Origin of the sequence: Terriglobus sp. RCC_193 (genome assembly GCF_041355105.1) — a bacterium.
In the GTDB taxonomy this organism is placed as follows: domain Bacteria; phylum Acidobacteriota; class Terriglobia; order Terriglobales; family Acidobacteriaceae; genus Terriglobus.
On record NZ_JBFUPK010000002.1, the window covers coordinates 1,173,054 to 1,197,199 of the forward strand.

The 24,146-nt window shown below is 58.5% G+C and carries 20 protein-coding genes; 15 read left to right on the forward strand and 5 right to left on the reverse strand.

Annotated elements, in window-relative coordinates:
- Positions 1-10 precede the first annotated feature (10 nt).
- The 10 genes from AB6729_RS13620 to AB6729_RS13665 all read left to right on the forward strand — a co-directional run bounded on the left by AB6729_RS13620 (position 11) and on the right by AB6729_RS13665 (position 11,548).
- Positions 11-1,096, forward strand: a complete 1,086-nt coding sequence (locus AB6729_RS13620) for a cytochrome c (RefSeq protein WP_371082166.1) — start codon at positions 11-13, stop codon at positions 1,094-1,096.
- Positions 1,097-1,127: 31 nt separating this feature from the next.
- A complete protein-coding gene (locus AB6729_RS13625) occupies positions 1,128-2,480 on the forward strand; it encodes a hypothetical protein (protein WP_371082167.1) in 1,353 nt (450 codons plus the stop codon).
- On the forward strand, positions 2,470-3,204 hold the full coding sequence (locus tag AB6729_RS13630) for a hypothetical protein (RefSeq protein WP_371082168.1): 735 nt from the start codon (positions 2,470-2,472) through the stop codon (positions 3,202-3,204). Before AB6729_RS13625 ends, AB6729_RS13630 begins: the two co-directional genes overlap by 11 nt.
- Positions 3,205-3,228: 24 nt before the next feature.
- The gene (locus AB6729_RS13635; RefSeq protein ID WP_371082169.1) at positions 3,229-4,146 is read left to right on the forward strand and encodes an SCO family protein; all 918 of its coding nucleotides are present in this window, start codon (positions 3,229-3,231) and stop codon (positions 4,144-4,146) included.
- 87 nt (positions 4,147-4,233) lie between these two features.
- On the forward strand, positions 4,234-5,286 hold the full coding sequence (gene coxB, locus AB6729_RS13640; protein WP_371082170.1) for a cytochrome c oxidase subunit II: 1,053 nt from the start codon (positions 4,234-4,236) through the stop codon (positions 5,284-5,286).
- On the forward strand, positions 5,283-6,944 hold the full coding sequence (locus AB6729_RS13645; RefSeq protein WP_371082171.1) for a cbb3-type cytochrome c oxidase subunit I: 1,662 nt from the start codon (positions 5,283-5,285) through the stop codon (positions 6,942-6,944). The genes coxB and AB6729_RS13645 overlap by 4 nt, the downstream gene beginning before the upstream one ends.
- A gap of 78 nt (positions 6,945-7,022) precedes the next feature.
- Positions 7,023-7,772, forward strand: coding sequence for a cytochrome c oxidase subunit 3 family protein (locus AB6729_RS13650; protein ID WP_371082172.1), 750 nt, complete (start codon positions 7,023-7,025; stop codon positions 7,770-7,772).
- 79 nt (positions 7,773-7,851) lie between these two features.
- Positions 7,852-8,244 carry a cytochrome C oxidase subunit IV family protein gene (locus tag AB6729_RS13655; protein WP_371082173.1) on the forward strand — a complete coding sequence of 131 codons (393 nt, stop codon included), beginning with the start codon at positions 7,852-7,854 and terminating at the stop codon, positions 8,242-8,244.
- Positions 8,245-8,528: 284 nt separating this feature from the next.
- Entirely contained in the window at positions 8,529-8,876 is a 348-nt protein-coding gene (locus AB6729_RS13660; protein ID WP_371082174.1) for a PadR family transcriptional regulator, read from the forward strand.
- Complete coding sequence (locus tag AB6729_RS13665; RefSeq protein ID WP_371082175.1) at positions 8,873-11,548, forward strand: ADOP family duplicated permease; 2,676 nt, start codon at positions 8,873-8,875, stop codon at positions 11,546-11,548. The genes AB6729_RS13660 and AB6729_RS13665 overlap by 4 nt, the downstream gene beginning before the upstream one ends.
- 54 nt (positions 11,549-11,602) lie before the next feature.
- Here the strand turns inward: AB6729_RS13665 and AB6729_RS13670 are convergent, their stop codons facing one another.
- The 3 genes from AB6729_RS13670 to AB6729_RS13680 all read right to left on the reverse strand — a co-directional run bounded on the left by AB6729_RS13670 (position 11,603) and on the right by AB6729_RS13680 (position 14,118).
- Positions 11,603-12,130 (reverse strand): GNAT family N-acetyltransferase, encoded by a 528-nt coding sequence (locus AB6729_RS13670; RefSeq protein WP_371082176.1) that lies wholly within the window; start codon positions 12,128-12,130, stop codon positions 11,603-11,605.
- Between the two features lie 130 nt (positions 12,131-12,260).
- Positions 12,261-13,049 (reverse strand): class I SAM-dependent methyltransferase, encoded by a 789-nt coding sequence (locus AB6729_RS13675; RefSeq protein WP_371082177.1) that lies wholly within the window; start codon positions 13,047-13,049, stop codon positions 12,261-12,263.
- 61 nt (positions 13,050-13,110) lie between these two features.
- Positions 13,111-14,118: a hypothetical protein gene (locus AB6729_RS13680; RefSeq protein WP_371082178.1), complete on the reverse strand. Its 1,008-nt coding sequence runs from the start codon at positions 14,116-14,118 to the stop codon at positions 13,111-13,113.
- A gap of 464 nt (positions 14,119-14,582) precedes the next feature.
- On the opposite strand from AB6729_RS13680, the gene AB6729_RS13685 reads away from it, so the two are divergent.
- The 4 genes from AB6729_RS13685 to AB6729_RS13700 all read left to right on the forward strand — a co-directional run bounded on the left by AB6729_RS13685 (position 14,583) and on the right by AB6729_RS13700 (position 19,949).
- Positions 14,583-16,511, forward strand: coding sequence for a M2 family metallopeptidase (locus tag AB6729_RS13685; RefSeq protein WP_371082179.1), 1,929 nt, complete (start codon positions 14,583-14,585; stop codon positions 16,509-16,511).
- 193 nt (positions 16,512-16,704) lie between these two features.
- On the forward strand, positions 16,705-17,631 hold the full coding sequence (locus AB6729_RS13690) for an ROK family protein (protein ID WP_371082180.1): 927 nt from the start codon (positions 16,705-16,707) through the stop codon (positions 17,629-17,631).
- A 188-nt stretch (positions 17,632-17,819) separates the two neighbouring features.
- A complete protein-coding gene (locus tag AB6729_RS13695) occupies positions 17,820-18,482 on the forward strand; it encodes an OmpH family outer membrane protein (RefSeq protein ID WP_371082181.1) in 663 nt (220 codons plus the stop codon).
- Between the two features lie 312 nt (positions 18,483-18,794).
- The gene (locus tag AB6729_RS13700) at positions 18,795-19,949 is read left to right on the forward strand and encodes a serine hydrolase domain-containing protein (protein ID WP_371082182.1); all 1,155 of its coding nucleotides are present in this window, start codon (positions 18,795-18,797) and stop codon (positions 19,947-19,949) included.
- Here AB6729_RS13700 and AB6729_RS13705 read toward each other — a convergent pair.
- A complete protein-coding gene (locus AB6729_RS13705) occupies positions 19,946-22,453 on the reverse strand; it encodes a glycogen/starch/alpha-glucan phosphorylase (RefSeq protein ID WP_371082183.1) in 2,508 nt (835 codons plus the stop codon). The genes AB6729_RS13700 and AB6729_RS13705 overlap by 4 nt on opposite strands.
- A 108-nt stretch (positions 22,454-22,561) precedes the next feature.
- Between AB6729_RS13705 and AB6729_RS13710 the strand changes: the two genes are divergently transcribed.
- The gene (locus tag AB6729_RS13710; protein ID WP_371082184.1) at positions 22,562-23,137 is read left to right on the forward strand and encodes a thiamine phosphate synthase; all 576 of its coding nucleotides are present in this window, start codon (positions 22,562-22,564) and stop codon (positions 23,135-23,137) included.
- Between the two features lies 1 nt (position 23,138).
- Here AB6729_RS13710 and mutM read toward each other — a convergent pair whose 3' ends face one another.
- Positions 23,139-23,954 (reverse strand): bifunctional DNA-formamidopyrimidine glycosylase/DNA-(apurinic or apyrimidinic site) lyase, encoded by an 816-nt coding sequence (mutM, locus tag AB6729_RS13715; RefSeq protein ID WP_371082185.1) that lies wholly within the window; start codon positions 23,952-23,954, stop codon positions 23,139-23,141.
- Positions 23,955-24,146: the final 192 nt, after the last annotated feature.

Here is a 24,146-nt window from a genome sequence, read left to right on the forward strand (position 1 = left end):
GTTTGCGACCATGGCTGTCGCATGCGCCAGTGTGCTCGGTCTCGCCGGCTGCCGTCAGGATATGCACGACCAGCCGAAGTTCTTCCCGCAGCGCGGAACATCGTTCTATGCGGACGGTCGTTCGGTGCGTCCGCAGGTCCAGGGCACCGTGGCACGTGGCCAGGAAGACGCAGGCTCCTACTATCGCACCGGCCTGATCAGTGGCGCGGAGGGCGATGGCCTTCCAGTACCGCTGACCGCGGAATTGATTGAACGCGGCCAGGAACGTTACAACGTTTATTGCACCGCGTGCCATTCGCGTACCGGCAATGGTCGTGGCATGGTTGTGATGCGTGGATTCTTCCCCGCAGGCAATCTGCACACGGAGCGCCTGCGTTCGGCTCCGCTGGGCCACTTCTTTAACGTGATCTCAAATGGTTATGGCGCGATGCCGGATTACCAGGGACAGGTTACGGTCGAGGATCGCTGGGCGATCGCGGCTTACGTCCGCGCTCTGCAGCTTTCGCAGCACGCCACCACGGCGGATGCGGGCGGGGCGAAGATTGAAAAGATGGAAGATGTGGAGAAGGCAGAAGGCCTGTCCGCGAACTTCGTGAAGGATTGGAACCTGCCGGCGACGGCTGGCCAGATTCAGAAGTCGCAGGTGATTGCTACTCCTCTTCCGCAGCCCATGCCGCAGCCCGCAGCCGAAGCAGCGAAGCCCGCGCAGGTATCTGAAGCAAACCCTAAATCGGCTCCCCTGGCATCTGCCCTGCCAGTTGGAGCCAAGCCGACCGCGGCAACCGCTGCGGCAGCCAAGACGGAAGCCAGTGCTACGGTTCCGTCGGCGGCTGCTCCGCATGCCGCCGCGGGCGATGTAGCGAACGGGCAGAAGCTCTACATGGCGAACTGCAGCGTGTGCCACCAGCCGACACGCCAGGGCATGCCGCCGATGATTCCGTCGCTTGTGGGCATTGTGTCCCGCGTAGGAGCGGCACATATTCACGCGCAGGTGGCCAACGGGTCACCGACATCGAAACCGCCGATGCCGGCGTTTCCGCAACTTTCCAACGAGAACGTGAACGACATCGTCGCGTTTCTGGCAGCAAGCAAGTAATCGAGTTCCCTGAAGGATAAGGCCGCAACGAATGGCACACGGACACGAACATTACGCACCGGAAGGAGCCGGCGATCACGGCGCAGCCCATAGTGCGCTGCACGCCGATCACGGACCACGCGTCCTTCCCGCTGATTTGAGCGCACCTCCGGTGGTCTCCGCATGGAAGACGCGCAGCCTCATCGCCGCGGTGGTTGGCCTGGTCGCCTCCGCACTCCTGGGCTTTGCCGACTTCAACCATGTTGCCCGCGCGTATCTGCAGGCATGGATGCTGGTCTTCGGCCTGTGCGGCGGCGGACTCTGCGTGCTGATGCTGCAGTATGTCTCTGGCGGTAAATGGGGCCTGGTCCTGCGCCGTCCGCTGGAAGCCATGGCGGCTACCTGGTGGGTCGTTGCTGCACTCTGCCTGCCCTTCTTCCTGTTTGGCAAGCGCCTGTGGCTGTGGGCTGCTTATCCGACGCATGAAGCGGTGGAGAATGCTGTGCACGGCGGCCTGCTGACCGAAGGTCAGGCGCACTCGCTGGACTGGAAGCGCATCATGCTTTCGCCTGCCAGCGTGACTCTTCAAATTGCGGTTGTCCTGGCCTTCATGGCGATCTGGACGACGCTTCTGAACCGTTGGTCGCTGCAACGTGACGCCGACCCCGAGCGTGGCACGCAGGGATCGTTCGAGTACTGGCGCATCAAGTCGGAGAACCTCTCCGGTATCGGTATCCTGCTGTACTCGGGCCTGCTTACGCTGGTTGTCATTGACTTCGTCATGGCGCTGGACATCACGTGGTACTCCACGATGTTTGGCCTGATCTTCCTGGTTGGCCAGGGCTATGCGGTACTGGCGCTGGGCGTTCAAAGCATCGTTCGTCTCAGTAACTTCCAGCCGCTTGCCACGGTGCTGCGCAAGACGGAACAGTATGACCTGGGTAAGTTCATGCTGGGCTTCGTGATGCTGAACATTTACCTGAGCTTTGCGCAGTTCCTGATCATCTGGTCGGCTAACTCGCCGGAAGAGATTCCGTGGTACCTGAACCGCATTGGCGGCGGATGGTGGGTGTTCACTTCACTGAACTTCATCTTCCACTGGGTGGTGCCGTTCGTCTGCCTGCTGAGCCGCAGCTTCAAGTACGACAATCGCAAGATGATTGGCCTGACCATGTGGATGATGTTCGCCCGCTGCTTCGATCTGTTCTGGCTGATTGAGCCGAACTTCCCGGATGCAGCGCGGAACTTCCACCTGAGCGCCGGAATCTTCGCGTACATTACTGTGCCGGTCGCCATCGGCGGCATCTGGCTCTACTTCTACTTCACGAACCTCGCCTCGCGGCCGCTGATCGTTCTGAACGATCCGCACACCGCGGAGGTCCTGGAGCCCGAACATGCCCACTGAGTTCAACGAACGCGATCACCTCGAGAGCGTCAAGGGACCTTCGACCTCTCACGACGAACACGGTCTCCCGAAGCCGGAACCGCATCCTTCGGCGAAGTTTGACCCGGAGCATCCGGGCTACGAAGTGTCGGACGTCAACACGAACGGCGTGGCTGTCTTCATCGGTGGCCTGGTTGGCTTCCTGATCATCTTCTTCGGCCTGTGCTACGTGATGGGTAAAGCCATCAACTATGGTCTTCTGAAGCAGGACATCCAGGATGCGTCGAAGTCGCCTTATGCGGGCGGCAGCCCTCAGGCGATCCAGCATCGTGGCGCCAGCCTGGCGAACAATCCGGAGCAGGAGCAGGCGGATGCAGCACGCATCGCACAGAGCTTCCCTTCGCCCCGTATTCCGGTGGACGACGATGACCAGGAGACCGCGGACATGCATGCCCGTGAGGATCTGCTGCTGGAGCACTACACCTACGCCGATCCGTCGGAGGGCCCGGAAGGGACCATCCACATTCCGGTGGAACAGGCGATGGCCCTGGTGGTGAAGCGTGGTCTTCCAACGGCGGCAACTCCGGCTTCCGCAGTGCAGACGAAGATGGCTGGCGATAAACAGTTCCAGACTGTTGCTCCGCTGACCAACGGATTTGCGCGCACCGGCTATGAGCTGGAGCAGATCGAAAGCCGCGAGCAGAAGATGGCCGTGGAAAAAGAAGCACAGGAAGCCAAGAAGTAAAGAAGTCAGTTGATGGAGAAGGAAATGAAGCTGCAAAAGACAATCCGGAGAAAGCGTACGGCTGGCCTGTTGGGTGTGCTCGCGCTGTTGTTCGGCCTGTTGCCTGCGGCTGTTTCCGCCCAGGTTGCAGCCATTGGGGATAAGCAGACCGGCGATCAGTACGGCAGCGAACTTCCCACGGTGCTGAAGGGCGCTTCCATTGATCAGCATCTGAATGTGACCCTGCCGTCCGTTCCCTTTGTGGATGAGACAGGGAAGCCGGTGAATACCGCCGATTACTTTGGCAACGGCAAGCCTGCTGTTCTGGCACTGGTGTACTTCAAGTGCCCCATGCTGTGCTCCGAGGAGTTGAACGGTCTGGTGCAGGGCCTGGCGATGGTTCATCTTGATCCAGCCAAGGACTTCAATGTCCTGGTGGTCAGCATCGATCCGACCGATACGGCGGCTGACGCGCTGAAGGAAAAGAAGCTCTACACCAAGCGGTATGCGCGTCCCGGTACCGAGGGTGGCTGGCACTTCCTGACGGGCAACCAGGCTTCGATCGACGCTGTGACGAAGGCTGTGGGTTTTGGTTATGTGAAGATTCCCAGCCCGGACGGCAAGACCATCCAGTTTGCCCATGCCAGCGCAATCCAGATTCTGACGCCCGAGGCGAAGATTGCGCAGTACTACCTCGGCGTTGAGTATGCCCCGAAGGATCTTCTTCTGGGGCTGGTGGAGGCGTCGGATCACAAGATCGGATCGCCGGTCGCCAACATTTTGACGTATTGCTACCACTACGATCCGCACCGCAACAAGCACAGTCTGATCGTCGCCCGCGTTGTCCAGCTTGGCGGCATGATTACCGTGGCGGGGCTGGGCGGATTTATGTTTTTGATGTTTCGCCGCGACCTGAAGCTTGGCCGCGAGAATGCTTTGACCCGCAAGGACGACCGGACGTAACGACCGGCGCACCAGCGTATTGAACTTTGCGGAATGAGACCGCAGGACCCGAACGAGAGAACGGACAGGAAGAGATAAAGGCCAACGATGCAGATCAGTCCAGTGCTTTGGCAGTTCCTAACCAAATGGCTCACCAGCTCGGCGCTTTGGCCCGACCAGGCCTCCACAATTGCGCCCTGGGCGGACGCGCTCTACATCTTCCTTTGGCTGATGACAGTGGTGGGCGTGATCCTGGTGGGCGCGCTTGTACTATTTTTTGCCATCCGCTACCGCAAGGAGCGTCATCCGGAGGCGGTGCAGATCGAAGGGTCCACACTGCTGGAAGCCACGTGGACCATCATCCCGCTGGGCATCTTCCTGTTTGTCTTCGTGTGGGGCGCATGGCTTTATTTCCGCATCTACAACCCACCGGCTGATGCCATGCAGGTCTACGTGGTGGGTAAGCAGTGGATGTGGAAGGCCGAGCATCCAGGCGGCCAGCACGAGATCAACGCACTGCATGTTCCTATGGGACGTCCGGTGCAGCTGACCATGATTTCGCAGGACGTGTTCCACTCGTACTCGATCCCGGCCTTCCGGGTGAAGCGCGAAGTGATCCCGGGCCGTTACACCACGGTATGGTTCAATGCGACCAAGCCGGGAACGTACCACCTGTTCTGCACGCAGTACTGCGGTACGCTGCATTCCGGCATGGTGGGCGAGATCACGGTGATGGATCCGGCGGACTATCAGAAGTGGACGGAAGAGTCGACCAGCGGCATGAGCCTGGCACAGAACGGCGAGCGCCTTTTTGCTTCGCTGGGCTGCATCTCCTGCCACTCCGGCAATGCAACGGCTTCCGGCCCCAATCTGGCTGGTATCTACGGGTCTAAAATCAAGATGGATGACGGCACGGAGCAGGTGGCCACGGATGGCTTCCTCCGCGACGTGATCCTGAATCCTTCACAGCACGTTCCCTACGGTTACAAGCCGATCATGCCGACATACCAGGGGCAGATCAGCGAAGAAGGCCTGATCGACCTGGTGGAATACATCAAGAGCTTGAAGACCAACTATCGTGTGCAGCAGACGCTGGACACGTCCAAGTCCGATGACGCGGCGCCCATCACACCCGCGGCCTCGCAGAAGGTGACGCAATGAGTACCATCGTCTCGCTCCCTGATCAGAGCACGGCCACGCTGCCGAAGAAGAACTACATCAACGCAGAGCACGGCCTGCTGAGCTGGCTGCTGACCGCAGATCACAAGCGGATCGCGCTGCTGTACATGTTCAGCATCACGTTCTTCTTCTTCATCGGCGGTTTCTTTGCAGGCATGGTCCGCCTGGAACTGCTGACCCCGGCCGGCGACCTGATGGCCGCTGACACCTACAACAAGATGTTCACGATGCACGGCATTGTGATGATCTTCCTGTTCCTGGTGCCGTCGGTGCCTGCCACATTGGGTAACTTCTTCCTGCCGATCATGATCGGTGCGAAGGATCTTGCCTTCCCGAAGATCAACCTGCTGAGCTGGTACCTGTATATGGCCGCCGGCATCTTCGTGATCACCACGCTGGTGCTGGGTGGTGTGGATACGGGCTGGACGTTCACCACGCCGCTCTCCACGCATTACCTGAACACGCATGTGGCGACGACGGCGACCGGCATCTTCATCGCGGGCTTCTCTTCGATCTTTACGGGACTGAACTTCATCGTGACCGTGCACCGTATGCGCGCGCCGGGCATGACGTGGTTCCGGCTGCCGCTGTTCGTGTGGTCGAACTATGCAGCTTCGGTGCTGATGGTTCTGGGCACGCCGGTTCTGGCGATTGCGATTGTCCTTGTGGCTCTGGAGCGCACGATCGGTATCGGCGTGTTCGACCCGACCAAGGGTGGCGATCCGCTGCTGTTCCAGCATCTGTTCTGGTTCTACTCGCACCCTGCCGTGTACATCATGATTCTGCCCGGCTTCGGCGTGATCTCGGAAGTGGTCTCCACCTTCACCCGCAAGCGCGTCTTCGGCTACACGGCTGTGGCGTTCTCTTCTGTGGCGATTGCGGTGTTCGGCTTCTTTGTGTGGGCGCACCACATGTTCATCATGGGCGTATCGAACTACTCGGCTCTGGTCTTCTCACTGCTGACCATGCTGGTGGCGGTTCCTTCGGCCATCAAAATTTTCAACTGGGCATTCACCATGCAGAAGGGCTCCATCACGTTTGAGACCCCCATGCTGTATGTGTTCGGCTTCATCGGCCTGTTCACCATCGGTGGCCTGACGGGCGTGTTCCTTGGCTCGCTGGGTATGGACGTGATGCTGACGGAGACCTACTTCGTGGTGGCGCACTTCCACTTCGTGATGGTGGGCGGCATGTTGATGGCGTTCCTCGCGGGGATCCACTTCTGGTGGCCTAAGATGACCGGCCGCATGTATCCGGAAGGTGTGTCGAAGTTCGCCGCTGTGGTGACGTTCATCGGGTTCATCCTGACGTTCTTCCCGCAGTTTGTGGTGGGCTACCTGGGTATGCCGCGCCGCTATGCTGCGTATCCGCCTGAGTACCAGGTGCTGAATGTACTCTCGACGGCTGGCGCTACGGTTCTGGGTGTTGGTTATATGCTGCCGCTGTTCTACCTGGCGTGGTCGCTGAAGTATGGCGCTATCGCGGGTTCGAACCCCTGGCAGGCAACGGGCCTGGAGTGGCAGATCCAGTCGCCGCCGCTGACGGAAAACTTTACCGAGACGCCGATTGTGACGCAGGAAGCCTACGACTACGAGTGGCTGGCAAAGAAGCAGGAACGCGAACTGCAGCACGTTGGCTAACGGAATTTGATTCACCGGGCTGCGGCGAAGAACCCAGCCCGGGCAACATAAGATTTACGCAGTACGAGAGGGTATTCGATGTCGATCGCTTCGACCATTACGCATCCGCCGGAGCCGGAGATCCATCCGTCGCATGACGTGCATGAGCACCCGTTCTACCAGAAGCACCACTTCGAGACGGCGGAACAGCAGCGTGAAGCTGCCAGCTTCGGCATGTGGCTGTTCCTGCTGACGGAAATCATGTTCTTCGGCGGGCTGTTCTTCGCGTACCTGCTGTATCGCAACTGGTATTACGAGGCCTTTGTGTCGGCTTCGAACTCGTTGAACATGCCGCTGGGCCTGATCAACACGATTGTGCTGATCTCTTCTTCGTTCACGATGGCGATGGGTGTGTGGTCGGCAGAGATCCGCAACAAGAAGTATCTGCAGATTTCGCTGATTGCCACCATTGTCCTCGGTTTTGTTTTTCTTGGCATTAAGACGGTGGAGTATCACGACAAGTTCGTAGAACACCATGTTCCGGGAGCATCGTTCGACATCAAGGACTTTGTGAACCCGCCCAAGGACAGCCTGGAAAAGCCGCTGACCGTGGACATGGCGAACAAGACGCAGATTTACTTCTCGCTGTACTTCGCCATGACGGGCGTTCACGCGCTGCACATGATCATTGGTATCGCCATCCTGTTTGTCTTGCTGTGGAAGGCGCGCACCGGCTTGTACACCACGGGATATGTCCAACCGATTGAGAACTTCGGCCTTTATTGGCACTTTGTCGATATTGTCTGGATCTTCCTGTTCCCGTTCCTCTACCTGATCAATCGACATTGAGTTCGGGCAAATAATGCAACAAAGGGCAGACGGTATGTCTGCCCAGTAACATCGAAGAGATCGCAGTAAAAGGAAGCGCATGAGCGACCACCAGGCAACATCGCACAACCTGACGCCCGTCGACGCACACCACGACAACCTGGATGTGCACGATCCGGCGAACATTACGAACCCGGAACACGTTGCTCACCACATTGTGAGCCCGGCGGTCTACGGCATGATCTTTGGCGTGCTGATGGTGGGCACGCTGCTGACCGTTGGTGCTTCCATGGTGAACCTGGGACATTTCAACGCGCCGATTGCTATTGGCATTGCCGTGACCAAGGCCGTCTTCGTGGTGCTGTTCTTCATGCATGTGAAGTACAGCTCGCGGCTGGTGAAGCTGACGGTGGCGGCAGGGTTCTTCACCTTCCTGGTCCTTGTGTTCATGAGCCTGCTGGACTATGTCTCGCGCGCATGGGGTCAGTGGTAAGACACAGCATTCTGTAGTCAGAACGACAAAGACACATGGCTTGCCATGTGTCTTTTGTTTTTGCAGTGAAGTCGATTTGTGGGGATGCTCGCGCCACTGACTCAGGTGATTCGATTGGCTGGCTGAGAGGTAAGGCGTTCGAGGATGCAAAGACGTGTTTCTCGTCGTGGAACCATCTCTTAAATCCGATGTTTTCATTTCTTCAGTCGATGTTTTGCGGTTCCTGTTGCTTTCCAAAAGGAAAGCGTGGTACGTTTCTGTTGGTTACCTACAGGATGGGGCAGATGGCGCAGAAGACCGATGTAAAGCAGGGCACGTTGGCTCTGATGGTGTTGAAGACGCTGGACGTGCTTGGCCCTTTGCACGGCTATGGCATTGCGCGCCGCATTGAACAGATCAGTGGCGATCTGCTGTCGGTCAATCAGGGGACGCTCTATCCGCTGCTGCTGAAGCTGGAGCATGAAGGTTCGATTGACTCGGATTGGGGTGCGTCGGAGAACAACCGACGGGCTCGCTATTATCGGCTGACAAAAGTAGGAAGCCGCCAATTGCAGAGCGAGGTTCGGGATTGGCAGCAGACGACTGAGATCATGGCGCGGTTTCTCACAGCGAAGGCGGAGGAACTGGGATGAGAGCGTTGCGGCGGCTATGGTTGCGTGCGTGGAATGTTGTATCTGGTCGCAGCGGCCAACAGCGGCTGCGTGAGGAGATAGAGCAGCACATTGCACTGGAGACGGCCGACAACATCCGGGCAGGCATGACCACCGCGGAAGCTCACCGTGCGGCAAGGATTAAATTTGGCCCGGTTGAAGCGATCCGTGAGAGCTATCACTCAGAGAAAGGGTTGCACGTTATGGAGACCATTCTGCAGAACTGCATCTTCGCTCTGCGCATGATGCGAAAGTCGCCGGGTTTCACGGCACTTGCGGCGATCACGCTTGCACTGGGGATAGGCGCCACCTCGGCTGTTTTCAGCTTGATTCAAGGTGTGCTGTTGACGCCACCACCCTATCAGAAGCCCGACCAGTTGGTGCTGGTTTCGGCCGTGCGCACCGACGGTCACAAGATGGACAGCACAAGGGGCTGGGCGGCGCAGCAGTGGATGGACTGGGACAAGAATGCAACGACCCTGCAGGGCGTCGCGGGATACACATGGACCTTCAATTTTCTGATTCGCAACGACGGCAGTCAGTCGATGCAGGGGATGAAGATCAGCAGGGAATATTTACGACTGATGGGTGTGAAGACGGTTACCGGGCGGCTTTTTGAAGACTCGGAGTACGGGTCGGGTCCGGTGAAGTCGGTGGTGCTGGGATATGAGTTCTGGCAGCGTGTGCTGGGTGGTGATCCGCAGATGCTGGGCAAGACGATCCGCATCAGTCGCTGGAGCTCTCCAGTGACTGTCGTCGGCATTATGGAACCCGGCGTGCGCTTCCTGCCTGCGCCGGGAGCTTCGAAGGAACCGAACTACGATGTCAATGCGACGGTCGATCTTTGGATACCGGTCGCACCTGATCTGAAGGAGATGAAGTCTCCGGACTGGAATGTGGTGGCGCGGGTACGCGATGGCGTGACCGTGCAGAAGGCGCAACAGGAACTGACGGTGTTGACGGCGCAGCAGGCGGGTTCCGAGAAGACGTTTGAAGGGTTCACGCCGCAACTCCAAACCGTGTCTGCGGAGATGAACCAGGAGGGACAGAAGATTCTGCTGCCTCTGCTGGGAGCCGCGGCACTTGTGCTGCTGATCGCCTGTGGAAACGTGTCGGCTCTGTTACTGGTGCGTGGTTTGCAGCGCCAGCAGGAATATGCCATTCGCATTGCGATGGGGATGGGGCGCGGCGCGTTGTTGCGACTGATCATGACGGAGAGCCTGCTGCTGGCCTTGACGGGTGGCACACTTGGCGTCGGGTTAGCCTTTGGGGCGGTGACTTTGTTCAAGCTGATTGCGATCCACGCCGTGCCTCGGCTGGATGCAGTGACGGCGCATACGGCGGTGCTGGGATGGGGATTTGCCGCTGCCGTGCTTGCGGCCTTTATCGCTGGAACCATTCCGGCGCTTCGCGTGCTGCGGCTGGACCCGATGGAGGTGCTGAAGGACGGCGGAGCGAAAGGGACGGCAGGCGTTGGAGAGAGACGGTTGCTGCGCGCAGTGGTGGTACTGCAGACGTCGTTGACCCTGGCGCTGCTGGTGGGAGCAGGTCTGCTGATCCGGACGATGGCGAAGATCGCGGCGGCACCGTCGGGATACGACACCAGCAAGATCCTTACGATGAGTGTGACCGAGGTGCAGAATCAGGACCAGGCCGTATGGAATGATTTCCATCACCGCGCACTGGAACGCGTGGCCGCAATTCCCGGTGTGCAATATGCAGCGTTTGCGTGGGGAGTGCCGTTGACCGGGAACAACTGGCCCGCCACGGTGGAGATTGAAGGGCAGCCGCCCGCGATCAAGGAAAGCGACAAGATCGCTTTGCCGCTTCGTTCGGTTACGCCTGACTATTTCAAGCTGATGGGGCTGGCTCTGCTGAACGGCCGCGCATTTCGCTCGACCGATGATGAGAAAGTACCGCGGGTGGCGGTGGTGAACAAGGCATTTGCCGGTCGCTTCTTTTCGGGCCAGCCTGTCATCGGAAGAAAGATATGGTTGAACGGGCGCGACAAGCCGGGGATGGAGATCGTTGGAGAGATTGCCGATGGGCGCACCGACGACCTGACCCGCCAGGCCTTGCCGGAGGTGTACCTGTCGTTCTGGCAGGCGGGGCCTTTCTCAAAACATCTTGTGATTCGAATAGCGGCGGATCCGAGCACCATTGTTGCCGGAGTGGAGCGGGAAGTGCGCAGTGTGGACCCTTCTGCCGCGATTGAGAATGTGAAGACGTTGGAACAGATTCGCGACGACTCACTTGCATCACGCACCTTCGTTATGCGTCTGCTGGTGGGTTTTTCGATTATTGGAAGCGTGCTGACGCTGGTGGGAATTTACGGTGTGCTTTCGCTGTCGGTGATTTCGCGGCGTCGGGAACTGGCGATTCGCGCTGCGGTGGGAGCGCAGCAGAGCGATCTTCGTCGACTCATTTTCAATGAAGGCATTCGGGTGATTGGAGGCGGCGTGTTTTTTGGCGTCGTCCTGGCGCTGATCTCATCGCAGGTGTTGAGCGCGTTTCTGTATGAAGTACGACCGACCGATCCTGTCACCCTGCTCGTTGTGGGGCTGTTGTTTTTAGGAGTGGGGCTGCTGGCGTGCTGGGTTCCGGCGTGGCGCGCGGAAAAAGTGCATCCCATTGAAGCTTTGCGGTATAGCTGAATCTCGTCTTTGTGTAGTTAGGTAACTTACCTAACTACACAAAGAGGTATCGATTTAAACTTCGCGTGCCATGACGGCGTCGTGATGGGTGGTGCTGCCTACGGTGAAGAAGCGTTCGCCGATCTGGGTGAAGCCAGCCTTTTCATAGAAGCGGATGGCGGCGTGGTTCTTGCCGTAGACGCCAAGGATCAGGCGTTTGCGACCGAGTTCGCGGGTGTAGTCGATGGCGCGATCCATCAGCGCTTTGCCGATGCCAAGTCCCTGGAAGCGGTGCAGCAGGTAGATGCGGCGCAGTTCATAGTCGGTGGGAAGTGTTTCGATGGGGAAGTCTGGTTCGCAGCAGATGATGTAACCCACGGGGACATTGCCCGGTGGAACTTCTGCGACGGCGACGCGGCCGGTGGGCATGGCCATGTACTTCGCATACATCTCCGGCGAATGGTTTTTGTGGAAGTGGGCAAGGATGTCGTCCGCATCCAGCACGTCGGCAAAGGCCTCAAGAAAGCTGGCGCCGCCTACCAGCGACAGCATCGGTTCATCGCCCGGGCCACACTGGCGCAGGCGGAATGGAGTCTCGCTCATTCGTTTAGGATAGCGGTTCCTGCACGATATGGCCGGGGCTGAAGCCCTTGCTTTCTTCTCGTTGTTTCAGGGATCTGAAGCCCCTGCTCTAATCCTGTATCGCTCCCTTCCATGAGAAGGCCCGCCCATATCAGGTAGATTCGACCGCAGAGTTGTCTTGTTTGCGGGCGAGCACAATCGGTTGATAGAACGTTGTCGCTTCTGGCATCAGCCATTCGATTTCTTTGAAGCCGTGGGATCCAAGAGCCTGCGTAAGCTCGGCACGCGTTATGGCGCGATATCGAGACGCATAATGCCTGCTTGTCCAGAGTGAGGCTGATTTCCAGGTGAGGTAGAGATGAACGTCGTATTGGTTCCCATCCCAGTCCCACACCTGATGAACAATGCGCCGGGTCTCATTCTCTGAATAAAAAGTGGGACCTTGAAAGGATGGACGGGTGGATAGCAGGCTGTCATAGTCGCGAACCGTGGCGAGCAGAACGCCTCCAGGTTTTAGTCGCATGGAGATATTCTCCAGCGCCTGGCTCAAATCCTCATCGGACAACAGGTGAGGCAGAGCATTATCCCCAACCAGTACCGCGTCGAACTCTGACCTGGGCAGAGCGAAAAGATCTCGCATGTCGGCCACATGGAATTTGATATCCACGCCTAATTTGCGCGCTTCACGGGCTGCTCGCCTTACTGCCGCTTTGCTTAGATCAGTGGCAACCACCGTATGACCGCGTTGGGCAATCCCGATGGCTTGTGTTCCGATCCCGCAGGCACAGTCGAGTATCTTGAGAGGGCCTGGAGTCAGCCTGTTTTCGAGCAACGGCCCGAGCGTAGCCGCCTGTCGTTGAATCGAGCGATCCCAATCCTCAAAGATCAAATGATAGTGTTCTGCCAGATCATCGTAGAATCCCGCGGTATCCGTACTCATGGTGCTCCTCGACTGTGGCGTGACGATCTGGTGTTGCTCTGCGTAGTTCTTCGTGTCTGGCTTACTTGCCCGTAGACTTCGTGGTTTCTGATGTGTTGGGATCCGGAGTTGCGCCGAGTGCTCTGCCTACGGCGTGAAACGAGCGCGACAGTGCATGGCCGGTTGCCTGGGTTGCTGTGCCGAGTGCGCCGCCAGTGTGGTTTCCCGCGATGGCGATGGCCGTGTCTGTGGAACGCACGCCTGTGAGTGCGCCGTCGATGGCGGCATTGCCGCCCAGAATGGCTCCCTGCGCGGGACGCTTCTCGGGGGTGGCCCACGCCACGTCCGTTGTGGGTAATCGCGACAGGCGGTTCAGTCGTGCTTCGGTGAAGTCACTTCGACTTACCTTGTCCATGAGCGGCCATTGTGTCGAAGTCATCCATCTGGCGCCGTTCATCACTGCGCCGGGTTCGCCAAGATTCACCACAGGCAGACGTGGTGCTGCGTAGCTGTTTCGGCAGATATCGCCGCCACAGCCGTGATTGCAGAGCTCGGCGTTGAGGAACGATGCGTGTTTGCCGTCGGAAACCCAGATCATGGTGCCGTCGTGTTCCGCGTGCAGGGTGGAGGCGCGGGTGATCTGACTGGCGTCGCAGACTGTGTCCTCGTGTGCTGCCGCGTACCAGAACTTCGCTTTCCACATCTTCGGATCATCGTGCTGTTTGCCTTCGGGAAGCAATAGAGCCGCTACATGTTCGGTATCCAGTGTGTGACCCAGGCGGCCACAATCTCTGCGCCACAGATGGTAGAAGTGCAGCTCGATGGCGTTCTGACCGTTTACGCGGCGTGGTGTGGCCTGCCCGTAGAGAGTGCCGTTATCGGCTTCCGGGGTGGGAATTGCGATGCCGGGCATGAAGCGTGCGGGGAGTGCGGAGCAGTCGCTGGTGCTGACCATTAACGTTGGTGCGAATTGCTGGAGAAGTGCTGTTTCCAATGCGTCGGGCAAGCCATCGTGATCACTGTCGATGGTTTGTGCGTGCGACAACAGGCACGTTGCCAGCAGAGCGCAGGCCAGAAGAAGAGATCGCAATGAGGGCCTCGTTCGGGGAGATCGCGGCGCAGCAGTGTGCTGCCCATGTGCTTACTGATGATAGCCCTCACCCGTAGGTGGTATCGCTGTGTTTGCGGCGTGTTATGACATATGCCACAGAGGATTCCTGCAGGTAGCTTTTGGTGAATGGTGATGATGTTTGTTCGGCGCGATTCTTATCTTGTCAGAGAGGGCAGTTCCTCTCAGGAAGTGAGAAACGTTATGCATGATCTGATTGTTGCCTTCGCGTTTATCTCCATGATGATGATTCCGTGTGCTGTGGCTACTTTCTCCGGTAAGGCCGAGGTATAGTCGCAGGATTTTGCTTTCACCGCCTGTCTCTGACCGTCTCCTCCAAGCGGTTTCACAGAGCAAAGGCGTAACTCCTCCCCTTGGGAAATAGGCCCGGTGAAAGTTGCCGGGCCTTTGTCGTTGCCAGAGGAATCTTTGTGTAGACTCCGGGCATGCGTATTTCCGCCGTTGTTCTTGCCTGTTCGCTTGCTGTCTCCGCTGTTGCTCAGAAGCCTTCCACCGCACCGCCCACTGTTGCAGAGGCGAAGGCGTTTCTGGATCGCGCGAATGCTGCGTTGTTGAAGGCTGCAACGGATGGCAGTCATGCGGAGTGGCTGGCGGAGACGTACATCAATGAAGACAGTGAAGCGACGACGGCGCTGCTGAATGAGCAGTCGTCGAAGCTGTCGTTGGATCTGATTGCAGAGAGCCATCGCTTTGACAAGCTGACACTGCCTGCTGAGATGCGTCGGCAGATGATGTTGTTGCAGGTGGGTGCGCCTGCTGCGCCGCATGATCCGAAGTTATTGGCGGAAGAGACGAAGCTGGCAGCTTCGTTGACCGGCGCATATGGCAAGGGCACATACTGCGATGCCGCGGGCAAGTGCATGAGCGTGGACGACGTGGATACGTTCATGGCGAAGACTCGCGATGCGAATGAACTGACGAAAGTGTGGGTGGGTTGGCACAGTGTGGGTGCGCCCATGCGCAAGGATTACCAGCGCTTCGTGGAGCTGCAGAACATTGGCGCGAAGGAGCAGGGATACAAGGACACGGGCGATCTGTGGCGCGCGGGCTATGACATGACTCCTGCGCAGTTCTCTGCAGAGGTGAATCGTGCGTGGGCGCAGTTGGAACCGCTGTATCGCGAGTTGCATACGTATGTGCGTCATCGGTTGATTGCGAAGTATGGTGCTGCGGCGGATCGTAAGGACGGCATGATTCCCGCGCAGTTGCTGGGGAATACGTGGGCGCAGGAGTGGGGCAATATCTATGACGTTGTTGCGCCTGCTGATCCTAAGCTGTCGCAGTACAGGCCGGTGAATCTTGAGGACAAACTGCAATGGGCGATTGCGGACAAAAATAAGGATGCGGCGGCCGTCTTTACATGCATTAGGACCAAGAAGCAGGGGTATGTATCAGGAGTTCTACCGGAAGCATGCATGACTGCAAACTCGGATGAGTACTATTCCGGACAGTTGGCTGCAGCGAAGGCGATGGTGAAGTATGGCGAGAGCTTCTTTACTTCACTTGGCTTTCAGCCGCTGCCGAAGACATTCTGGGAGCGGTCGCAGTTTGTGCATCCGCGGGATCGTGATGTGGTGTGTCATGCCAGCGCGTGGGACGTGGACCAGGTGGATGATCTGCGCGTGAAGATGTGCATCGAGGTGAATGACGATTACTTCACCACGGTGCATCACGAACTGGGTCATAACTTCTACGGCCGTGCGTATAACCAGCAACCGATGATCTTCCGCAATGGGGCGAATGATGGCTTCCATGAGGCCATTGGTGATGCCATTGCTTTGAGCATTACGCCTGCGTACCTGAAACAGATTGGCTTGACGGACAGCGAGCCGCCTGCGGAAGCGGACATTCCGCTGCAGCTTCGCACGGCGCTGGATAAGATTGCGTTCCTGCCGTTTGCGCTGGCGCTGGATACGTGGCGTTGGCAGGTGTTCAGCGGCGAGATCAAGCCTGCGGATTACAACAAGGCATGGTGGCAGTTGCGCGAAAAGTATCAGGGCGTGGCGCCGCCGGTGGAACGCAGCGAAGCAGATTTCGATCCGGGTGCGAAGATGCATGTGCCGGCGAACGTGCCGTATGTGCGTTACTTCCTGGCACGGATTTATCAGTTCCAGTTCTACAAGGCGATGTGCGATGCCAGCGGTTACAAAGGGCCGCTGAATCGCTGTTCGTTCTATGGATCGAAGGCGGCGGGCGACAAGTTGAACACGATGTTAATGGCGGGGCAGTCGCAGCCGTGGCAGCAGACGCTGAAGACGATGACCGGCAGCGATCATCTGGATGCGGGGCCGATGATGGATTACTTTGCGCCGCTGTACCACTGGTTGAAGCAGCAGAACGCGGCGGCAAAGTAATCGCTTACGGGTCAGGATGTGGACCTTTGTACAGCACATGGTTGCGCCATCGCGAAGCATCCAGCTGCTTTTTGCTTGCGTCTGGTCTGTTTCTCAGCGGATAATCCCCGGCACGGCACCTGCTGTTTTCATCCCCTTGTTCCTCGCGTTCACTTTGGGGTCAGCGGTTGCCGGGAAAGCAAAGGTTGCTGTTATGAGTCGTCAGGCATGCACCATCGGAGTTGTTCTTTCCAAGCGCATCCTCGCGGGTTTACTGGGGCCGGATGGGACGCTGGACCGCATTCATTCCTACCCGGAAGATGAGTTGTATGAAGACGCGCTGGTGGAGATGCCGCGCGAACACCTGACTGCCGCCCTGTGCGACCAGATTCTTGCCGTGATCAAGGCCAATCCGGATGTGGTGCTGGAAGGCATTGGGGTTGCGCTGCCCGGACTGGTGCGACATGGTGTGGTGGAGGATTCGCCGAATCTGCCGCAGATGAAAGGCGCGCGGATTGTGGCGGAGATCTGCCACCTGCTGAAGGAGCATGGCATTGACCTGCCGGTAACCGCTGTGAACGATGCGGACGCGGTGGCTGCCGGTCTGGCACATCAGCAGGGCAAGCTGGACAGCATGATCCGCGTGTGGACGATTGGCACCGGTATCGGCTTTGGGCGCTATCCGCTGGTGGAGGGTGTTGGCGAGGGTGGCCATACCGTTGTTACGCTGGATGATCGCGAAACCTATTGCGGATGCGGTGGGCGCGGCCATATGGAAGGCATCATGGGCCACCGGGCGATGCGTCTGCGGTTCCTGGATATGGAGCCAGAAGATGTTTTTGAGGCGGCAGACAACGGCGACCAGCGCTGCATTGAGTTCAAGAAGCTATGGCACAAGGCGTTGGCAGCGGGAACGGCCAGCTCCATCCACATCAGCGGCGCGGGCAAGTTTTACCTGACGGGCTACAACGTCCGCTTCGTGGAACTGCCGCTGTTGAACCACTACATCCAGCAGATGGTGCGGTTGAGCCCCCTGCAGGCGTTCTCGGTGGAGATTCATCCACATAACCCGGAAACAGTGGTGACGGGGGCGGCTGTGATTGGGCGGACAGCTTCGCTGGTGCCGACGGCGGCGGCATAATCCGCCGTTTGACCGCGAAGGAACAGTGCGGGATATAATCGGTGCATTGCGCGCGACCTCCCCGGACGCCCCATTTTGGTGCGTCTTCGGGAACCACGGCCACCGCGGCAAGGGCTAACGGCGACCGCTTCCACGGCGTCGGGCCTTCGACGGACCTTCAGGTGTCCCAAGGAGCTTTACCAGATCTCATGAACCGTGTCTCGAAGTTTGCGACGCTCGCCGTCGGCCTCATCACTTTTGTGTCCTCTCCCGCTGTTTTCGCGCAGGCCTCGCCCGCACCGGCAGCGCCGGCTGCAGTGAAGCCCGAAGCCATTCCGGCGAAGGTTGGCCTGATCGCCTTTGAACAGGCTGTCTTTGCCACCAACGAAGGTCAGCAGGCAGTTGGCGCCCTGGGCAAGAAGTATGAGCCCCAGAAGGCCAAGATCCAGGCTGAGCAGACGGAAGTGGAGAGCCTGCAGAAGCAGCTCCAGGCCGCAACCACCCTCTCCGACGATGATCGTCAGAGCCGCGTACGCACCATCGACGCGAAACAGAAGCAATTGCAGCGCGACGGTGAGGATGCCCAGGCCGCCTACCAGAACGATCTGCAGGAAGCCTATGGACGCATTGCCGGCAAGGTAAATGCCGTGATGCAGAAGTACGCTTCTGAGAATGGCTTCACCCTGGTGCTGGATGTCAGCGGACAGCAGAGCAATGTCCTGTGGGCTGCCGAGAAGACGGACGTAACCCGCGCTGTGATCGAAGCGTACAACGCGCAGGCTGGCGTTGCGGCTCCGGCAGGCGGAGCATCTGCTCCGTCGGCACCGCGTGCGACAACTCCGCGTCCGGCTGCGAAGACACCCGTGAAGTAAACTGCGTCATCCGCAACAAAAACGGGGAGCAGAACTTATGGTTCTGCTCCCCGTTGTCGTGCCCGCATGGTTGCTCCCGCAGAGATGGTTTTCTGTGGAAAAAACTGTGGAAGACGGGCGGCAGGATAAGTCACTTCCAGGCCCTTAGGCTTCGTCGATGTTCACGACCTGTCAGAATTTGCGTGGAAGCTGCACGTAACAAGTGGGTTATACGAAGCTCTCGAATTGCATCCAATCTGTGGCAAAGTTACAGTTCCGTGAAGCGATAAAGACGCTTTCCACAGATCACCACAGGCTTCCTCAGGAGTCTTCGTGCGATTTTCGCTTGCATTTCTGGTTTTGGTGGAGTTATTTGCGGCTCGTAGCGGACTGGCGCAGAAGCAGCCGGAGTTGTCCGTGGGGCAGCGCCTGGCAGCCGATCTGACCTGGACGCAGGATCAGCGGGACCAGCGTTTTGCGCACATGGATCGCATCTTTCCGGTGCATCGGGTGGCTCGAGGCGGGGTGGTTCGACCGCTTCCTGCCGAGAAATCGCTGCTGCCGGATTCACAGGTTGGCGATCTGATGCTGGCGGAGCATCTCTCCGGCGTGCTGATGCTGCAGGACGGACGCATCCGGAATGAGCGGTACGGCCTGGGATTGACACGTGCGGGGCACTGGACGAGCTTTTCCATGACCAAGGCGGTTACCGACACGCTGGTGGGTGTGGCATTGCGGCAGGGAAAACTACACTCGCTGGACGACGATGTGACGGCGTACCTGCCGGAGATGAAGGGCAGCGCCTATGATGGCGTGACCGTCCGGCAGTTGATGACCATGACCAGCGGTGTTCGGTGGAATGAGAATTACACCTCGACCGATGCGGACAATGTTCGGCTGTACACGACGGCTGTGGCACGGGGGAAAGACTCCACGGTGGAGTACATGCGGACGCTGACGCGTGGTTCCGCACCGGGGACGGCCTGGCATTACAACACGGGTGAGACGGACCTGCTGGGGGTGCTGTTGCGTCGAGCGACGGGCAAGACGCTTGCCGCGCAGTTATCCGGGGCCATCTGGAGCCATGCGGGGATGGAGCAGGACGCTACATGGATCGCAAATGATGCTGGTTCGGCGGGTGCGGAGTTTGGTGGGTCGGGATTGTCGGCTTCGCTGCGTGACTTTGGACGGTTGGGGCTGTGGGTGCTGGATGACGGCGGATCGCAGGTGCCCGAGGGCTGGTTTGCGGAGGCGACGAGGCCGCAGGTGAAGGCAGGGGGAGCAACGTATGGCTACGGTTGGTGGCCGCAGCCCGACGGCAGTTTTGCGGCGCTGGGTATCTTCGGTCAATCGATCCTGATCGATCCGCAGCGAAAGCTGGTGGTGGTGATGCTGGGGGACTGGGATCAGGCTACCGGCAGCGAACACAGCACGGCACGCGCTGCCTTCTGGCACACGGTGCAGCAGGCCGTGGACGCGGAGCGTTAGCCGACGGGAAGTTCCCAGATGTCGTGGCAATACTCTCGGATGGTGCGGTCGGAGGAGAACTTGCCGGAGCGAGCGGTGTTCAGCAGTGACATTCGGCCCCAGGCCTTTGGGTCGCGATAGACATCGCTTGCCAGTGCATGCGCGCTATCGTAGCTGTCGAAATCGGCGAGCGCAAAAAACGGATCCCAGTTCAGAAGGTTATCCACCAGCGGTGTAAAGAGCGCGCTGTCGCTGCCAAAGAAGCGGCCTGAGGAGATGCCATCCAACACCTCTTTCAGAAGAGGGCTACGTTCGTAAAACGTGCGTGACCGATAGCCGTTGTGCAACGTCTCAGCGATCTGCGGCGCAGTGAGCCCGAAGAGGAAGAAGTTTTGTTCGCCAGCCTCTTCCCGAATTTCGATGTTGGCTCCATCCAGCGTTCCCAGCGTCACGGCGCCATTCATCATCATCTTCATGCAGCCGGTGCCGCTGGCTTCCTTGCCTGCCGTGGAGATCTGTTCCGAGAGATCGGCGGCGGGATAGATGTGCTGGCCCAGTGACACGGAATAGTTTGGTAAGAAAACTACCTTCATGAGGTCGCGCGTGGCGGGGTCGTGATTGACCAGGTCCGCGACACTGCACACCAGCTTGATGATGAGTTTTGCCATGATGTAGCTGGGAGCAGCTTTGCCACCGAAGAGGTAGGTGGTGGGCGTGGGATTCTTCAGCGTTCCTGCTTTGATCTGACAGTAGAGCGAGAGGATGTGCAGGGCTTTCAGGTGCTGGCGCTTGTACTCGTGAATGCGTTTCACGTGTACGTCAAACATGGACGTGGGATCGACTGCGATGCTGAGGTTCTGCGCGATGTATTTTGCGAGGCTTGTCTTGCAGCCTTCCTGCGCCTGTCGCCAGCGGGCGAGGAAGTTGCTGTCTTCTGCGAAATGCTCCAGTCCGCGCAGTCCGTACAGGTCTTTGTGCCATCGCGTTCCGATGGTTTCGTTGATAAGTTCAACCAGATTCGGATTAGTGAGCATTAGCCAGCGGCGAGGTGTTACACCGTTCGTTTTGTTACTGAACCTTTCCGGGAAAACTTCGTAGTAATCGTGCAGTGTGTCCTGTTCCAGGAGTTGCGTGTGCAGTTCCGCGACGCCGTTGACGGCTTTGCTGCCGACGACGGCAAGTTTCGCCATCTGCACGCTACGGCCACCTTCTTCGCCGATGATGCTCATGCGTCGCATCCGCGCATCGTCGTTGGGGTAACGCAGACGCATGTCGGCGAGGAAGCGCGCGTTGATCTCGTAGATGATTTCCAGGTGTCGCGGAAGCAGGCTACCAAAAAGCTCCAGTGGCCAACGTTCCAAAGCTTCCGGCAGAAGCGTGTGATTCGTGTAGCCGAAGGTTTTCTGCGTGACGTTCCATGCGTCCTGCCAGGAGAGTCTGTTCTCGTCCATCAGAAGGCGCATCAGCTCTGGAATGCCGATGGAGGGATGTGTGTCATTGAGCTGGATGGTCCACTTCTCGTGGAAGGTGGTGAGTTTTTCGCCGCGCATGCCGTGCAGGCGCAGCATGTCCTGCAGTGAGCAGGAGGTGAAGAAGTATTGCTGCATCAGGCGCAGGCGTTTGCCCTGCATCTGATCGTCGGACGGGTACAACACTTTGCTGATGGTTTCGGATTCCATCTTCTGGCGGACAGCTCCCATGTAGTCGCCGCTGTTGAACATGCCGAGGTCGAAACTGTCGACGGCCTCTGCCTTCCATAGCCGCAGGCGGTTCACAGTACGCGTCTGGTAGCCAGGGATTGGTGTGTCGTACGGGATGCCTTTTATGGTCTGGTCCGGAACCCATCGATGGCGCAGCAAGCCATGCTCGTCGTTGTAAGTTTCTGTGTGACCAAAGAAGCAGACTTCATAGCTTGTGGACGCGGCGATCTCCCAGGGATTGCCGTACTGCAACCACTTATCAGATTTTTCCACCTGCCAGCCATCGACGATCTCCTGGCGGAAGATGCCAAATTCATAACGCAAGCCGTAGCCAAGAACAGGTACGTCCAGTGTAGACAGCGAGTCCATGAAACATGCGGCGAGACGGCCAAGGCCGCCGTTGCCCAGACCCGGCTCCGGCTCCTGTGCCGCGATGGTGTTCAGATCAAGCCCCAGATTTTTTAATGCCTCTTCCATCTGGGGTCTTAGTTCAAGATTCACCAGCGCATTTTCAAGATGTGGACCGAGGAGATATTCCGCGCTGAGATAGCCGAGCACACGGACATTGTGTTGCTTGTACTTTTCAATGGTCTCCAGCCATTGATCCATCATGCGGTCGCGCACGACGGCGGCCAGTGCGTGGTACTGATCCAGCAGGCTGCTGTTTTCCAGCGGGCGACCCACTGTGTGCGTCATGTGGTTATGGAAGGAGATCTCAAGGTCTTTCGCAGAGGTGCCTGCACGGTTTTCGCTGGGGTGCGTCTGCGCCTGCTGTTCTGTCTGGAACTGTTGCGGGTGCGGTGCTTCCTGGTCCTGAAGGGGCATTGTGTCGGATTCTCCTGCGAAGGTCTGTCGTATGTGGGATGCAGGGAACGCAGGAAGGAAACAGGAAAGACGTGCGGAGAGGCTGCCAATCGACGTATCGTGAAAGTCATGTTGCGATATGCGATTACGGACAGGCAGATGTTTCCAGGTGATGAACGCTCGCGCGAGGACGCGTTGATCACGCAGGTGGCGCGGCTGGCGAGCGAAGGCGTGGACTATATCCAGATGCGTGAGAAGGACCTGGGTGAAGCAGCGCAGGCGGATCTTGCGCGGTCGCTGATGCAGGCGATTCGCGATGGCGGCGGCGAGACGAAACTGCTGCTGAATGGAACAGCCGCGCTGGCGCAGTGGGCCGGGGCAGATGGTGTACATCTGTCGTCCACCACGTTCTCGCAGAATCTGCAGTCGCATCATGGACTGATCGTCAGCGTCTCATGTCATACGCTTAGCGATGTTCACCGCGCTGCGGAGTTTGCGGAGCTGATCCTGTTTGCGCCGGTGTTTGAAAAACGTGTGCGTGGGGAAGTGGTGACAGAGGGCGTTGGGCTGGATGCGCTGCGCGAGGCGTGTGATGCAGCGGCGGGTATTCCGGTGCTGGCGCTGGGCGGTGTGACGGAAGCGAATATGCAGGCGTGCGTGGATGCAGGGGCTGCGGGTGTGGCTGGGATTCGGTTGTTTGTTTGATCTACTTCTGGCAGGTTTTGCAGAAGTGCGTGGATCGTCCGCCTACGACAATTTTCTGGATGGGTTTGCCGCAATTCATGCATGGTTCGCCGGTACGGCTGTAGACGCGGTGCTCCAGTTGGAAGAAGCCGCGGACGCCGTCGGCATCGACGTAGTCGCTGACGGAGGAACCGCCGAGTTTGATTGCGTGATGCAACACGGCTTGTAGTGAGGTGTGCAGTCTGTCAAGCTCCGCGCGTTTGATGCGGCCTGCGTGGCGTGTGGGGCGGATGCCTGCGCGGAAGAGGCTTTCGTCCGCGTAGATATTGCCTACGCCGTGCAGTAGCGATTGGTTCAACAGCGCGGCTTTGATGGCTGTCTTGCGGCCTGCGAATAACGCGGCGAAGTCATCTGCGGAGATGGTCAGCGGCTCTTTGCCTGGGCCTTCGTAGGTGGTGCCTTCGTCGACGATGCCTACGCGGCCGAAGCGTCGCGGATCGACGAAGCGGACATCGCGACCATCGTGCAGATGCAGAGTGACATGCGTGTGCGGAGGCACGGGAACGTCGCGCTGCGAGACAAGCAGACGTCCCGTCATGCCGAGGTGGATGGTGGCCTGTGCGGACTTGCCGTTGCGCTGCTTCACGTCCATCACGATGGTTTTGCCCACGCGGTGGACACGCTCGATCTTTGCGCCGGTCAGCGTAGTTTCGATGTGCGATGGCGTGGACTTCAGCGGCTCTTTGTGCGGGCCGATGGTGACGGCATCAATGCGCTCACCGCGGACGCGCTCGTTTACGCCATTGGCAACGGTTTCGACTTCGGGGAGTTCGGGCATACCAGAACATTAGACGCGATAAGGGGATTGTTCGGAGCACTCTACGACGACGGCTCAAGGCGAAAGCGTAGTTGTGGGAGAAGAGAGCAGATCCTTCGACTTGCTCAGGATGACGGTCTTCGACCGTATGAGCTTCGCCTTGCGAAGCTGGTTTGGGTTGGTGGCTGGAAAGGTTGCAAAGGTCTTGGCAGG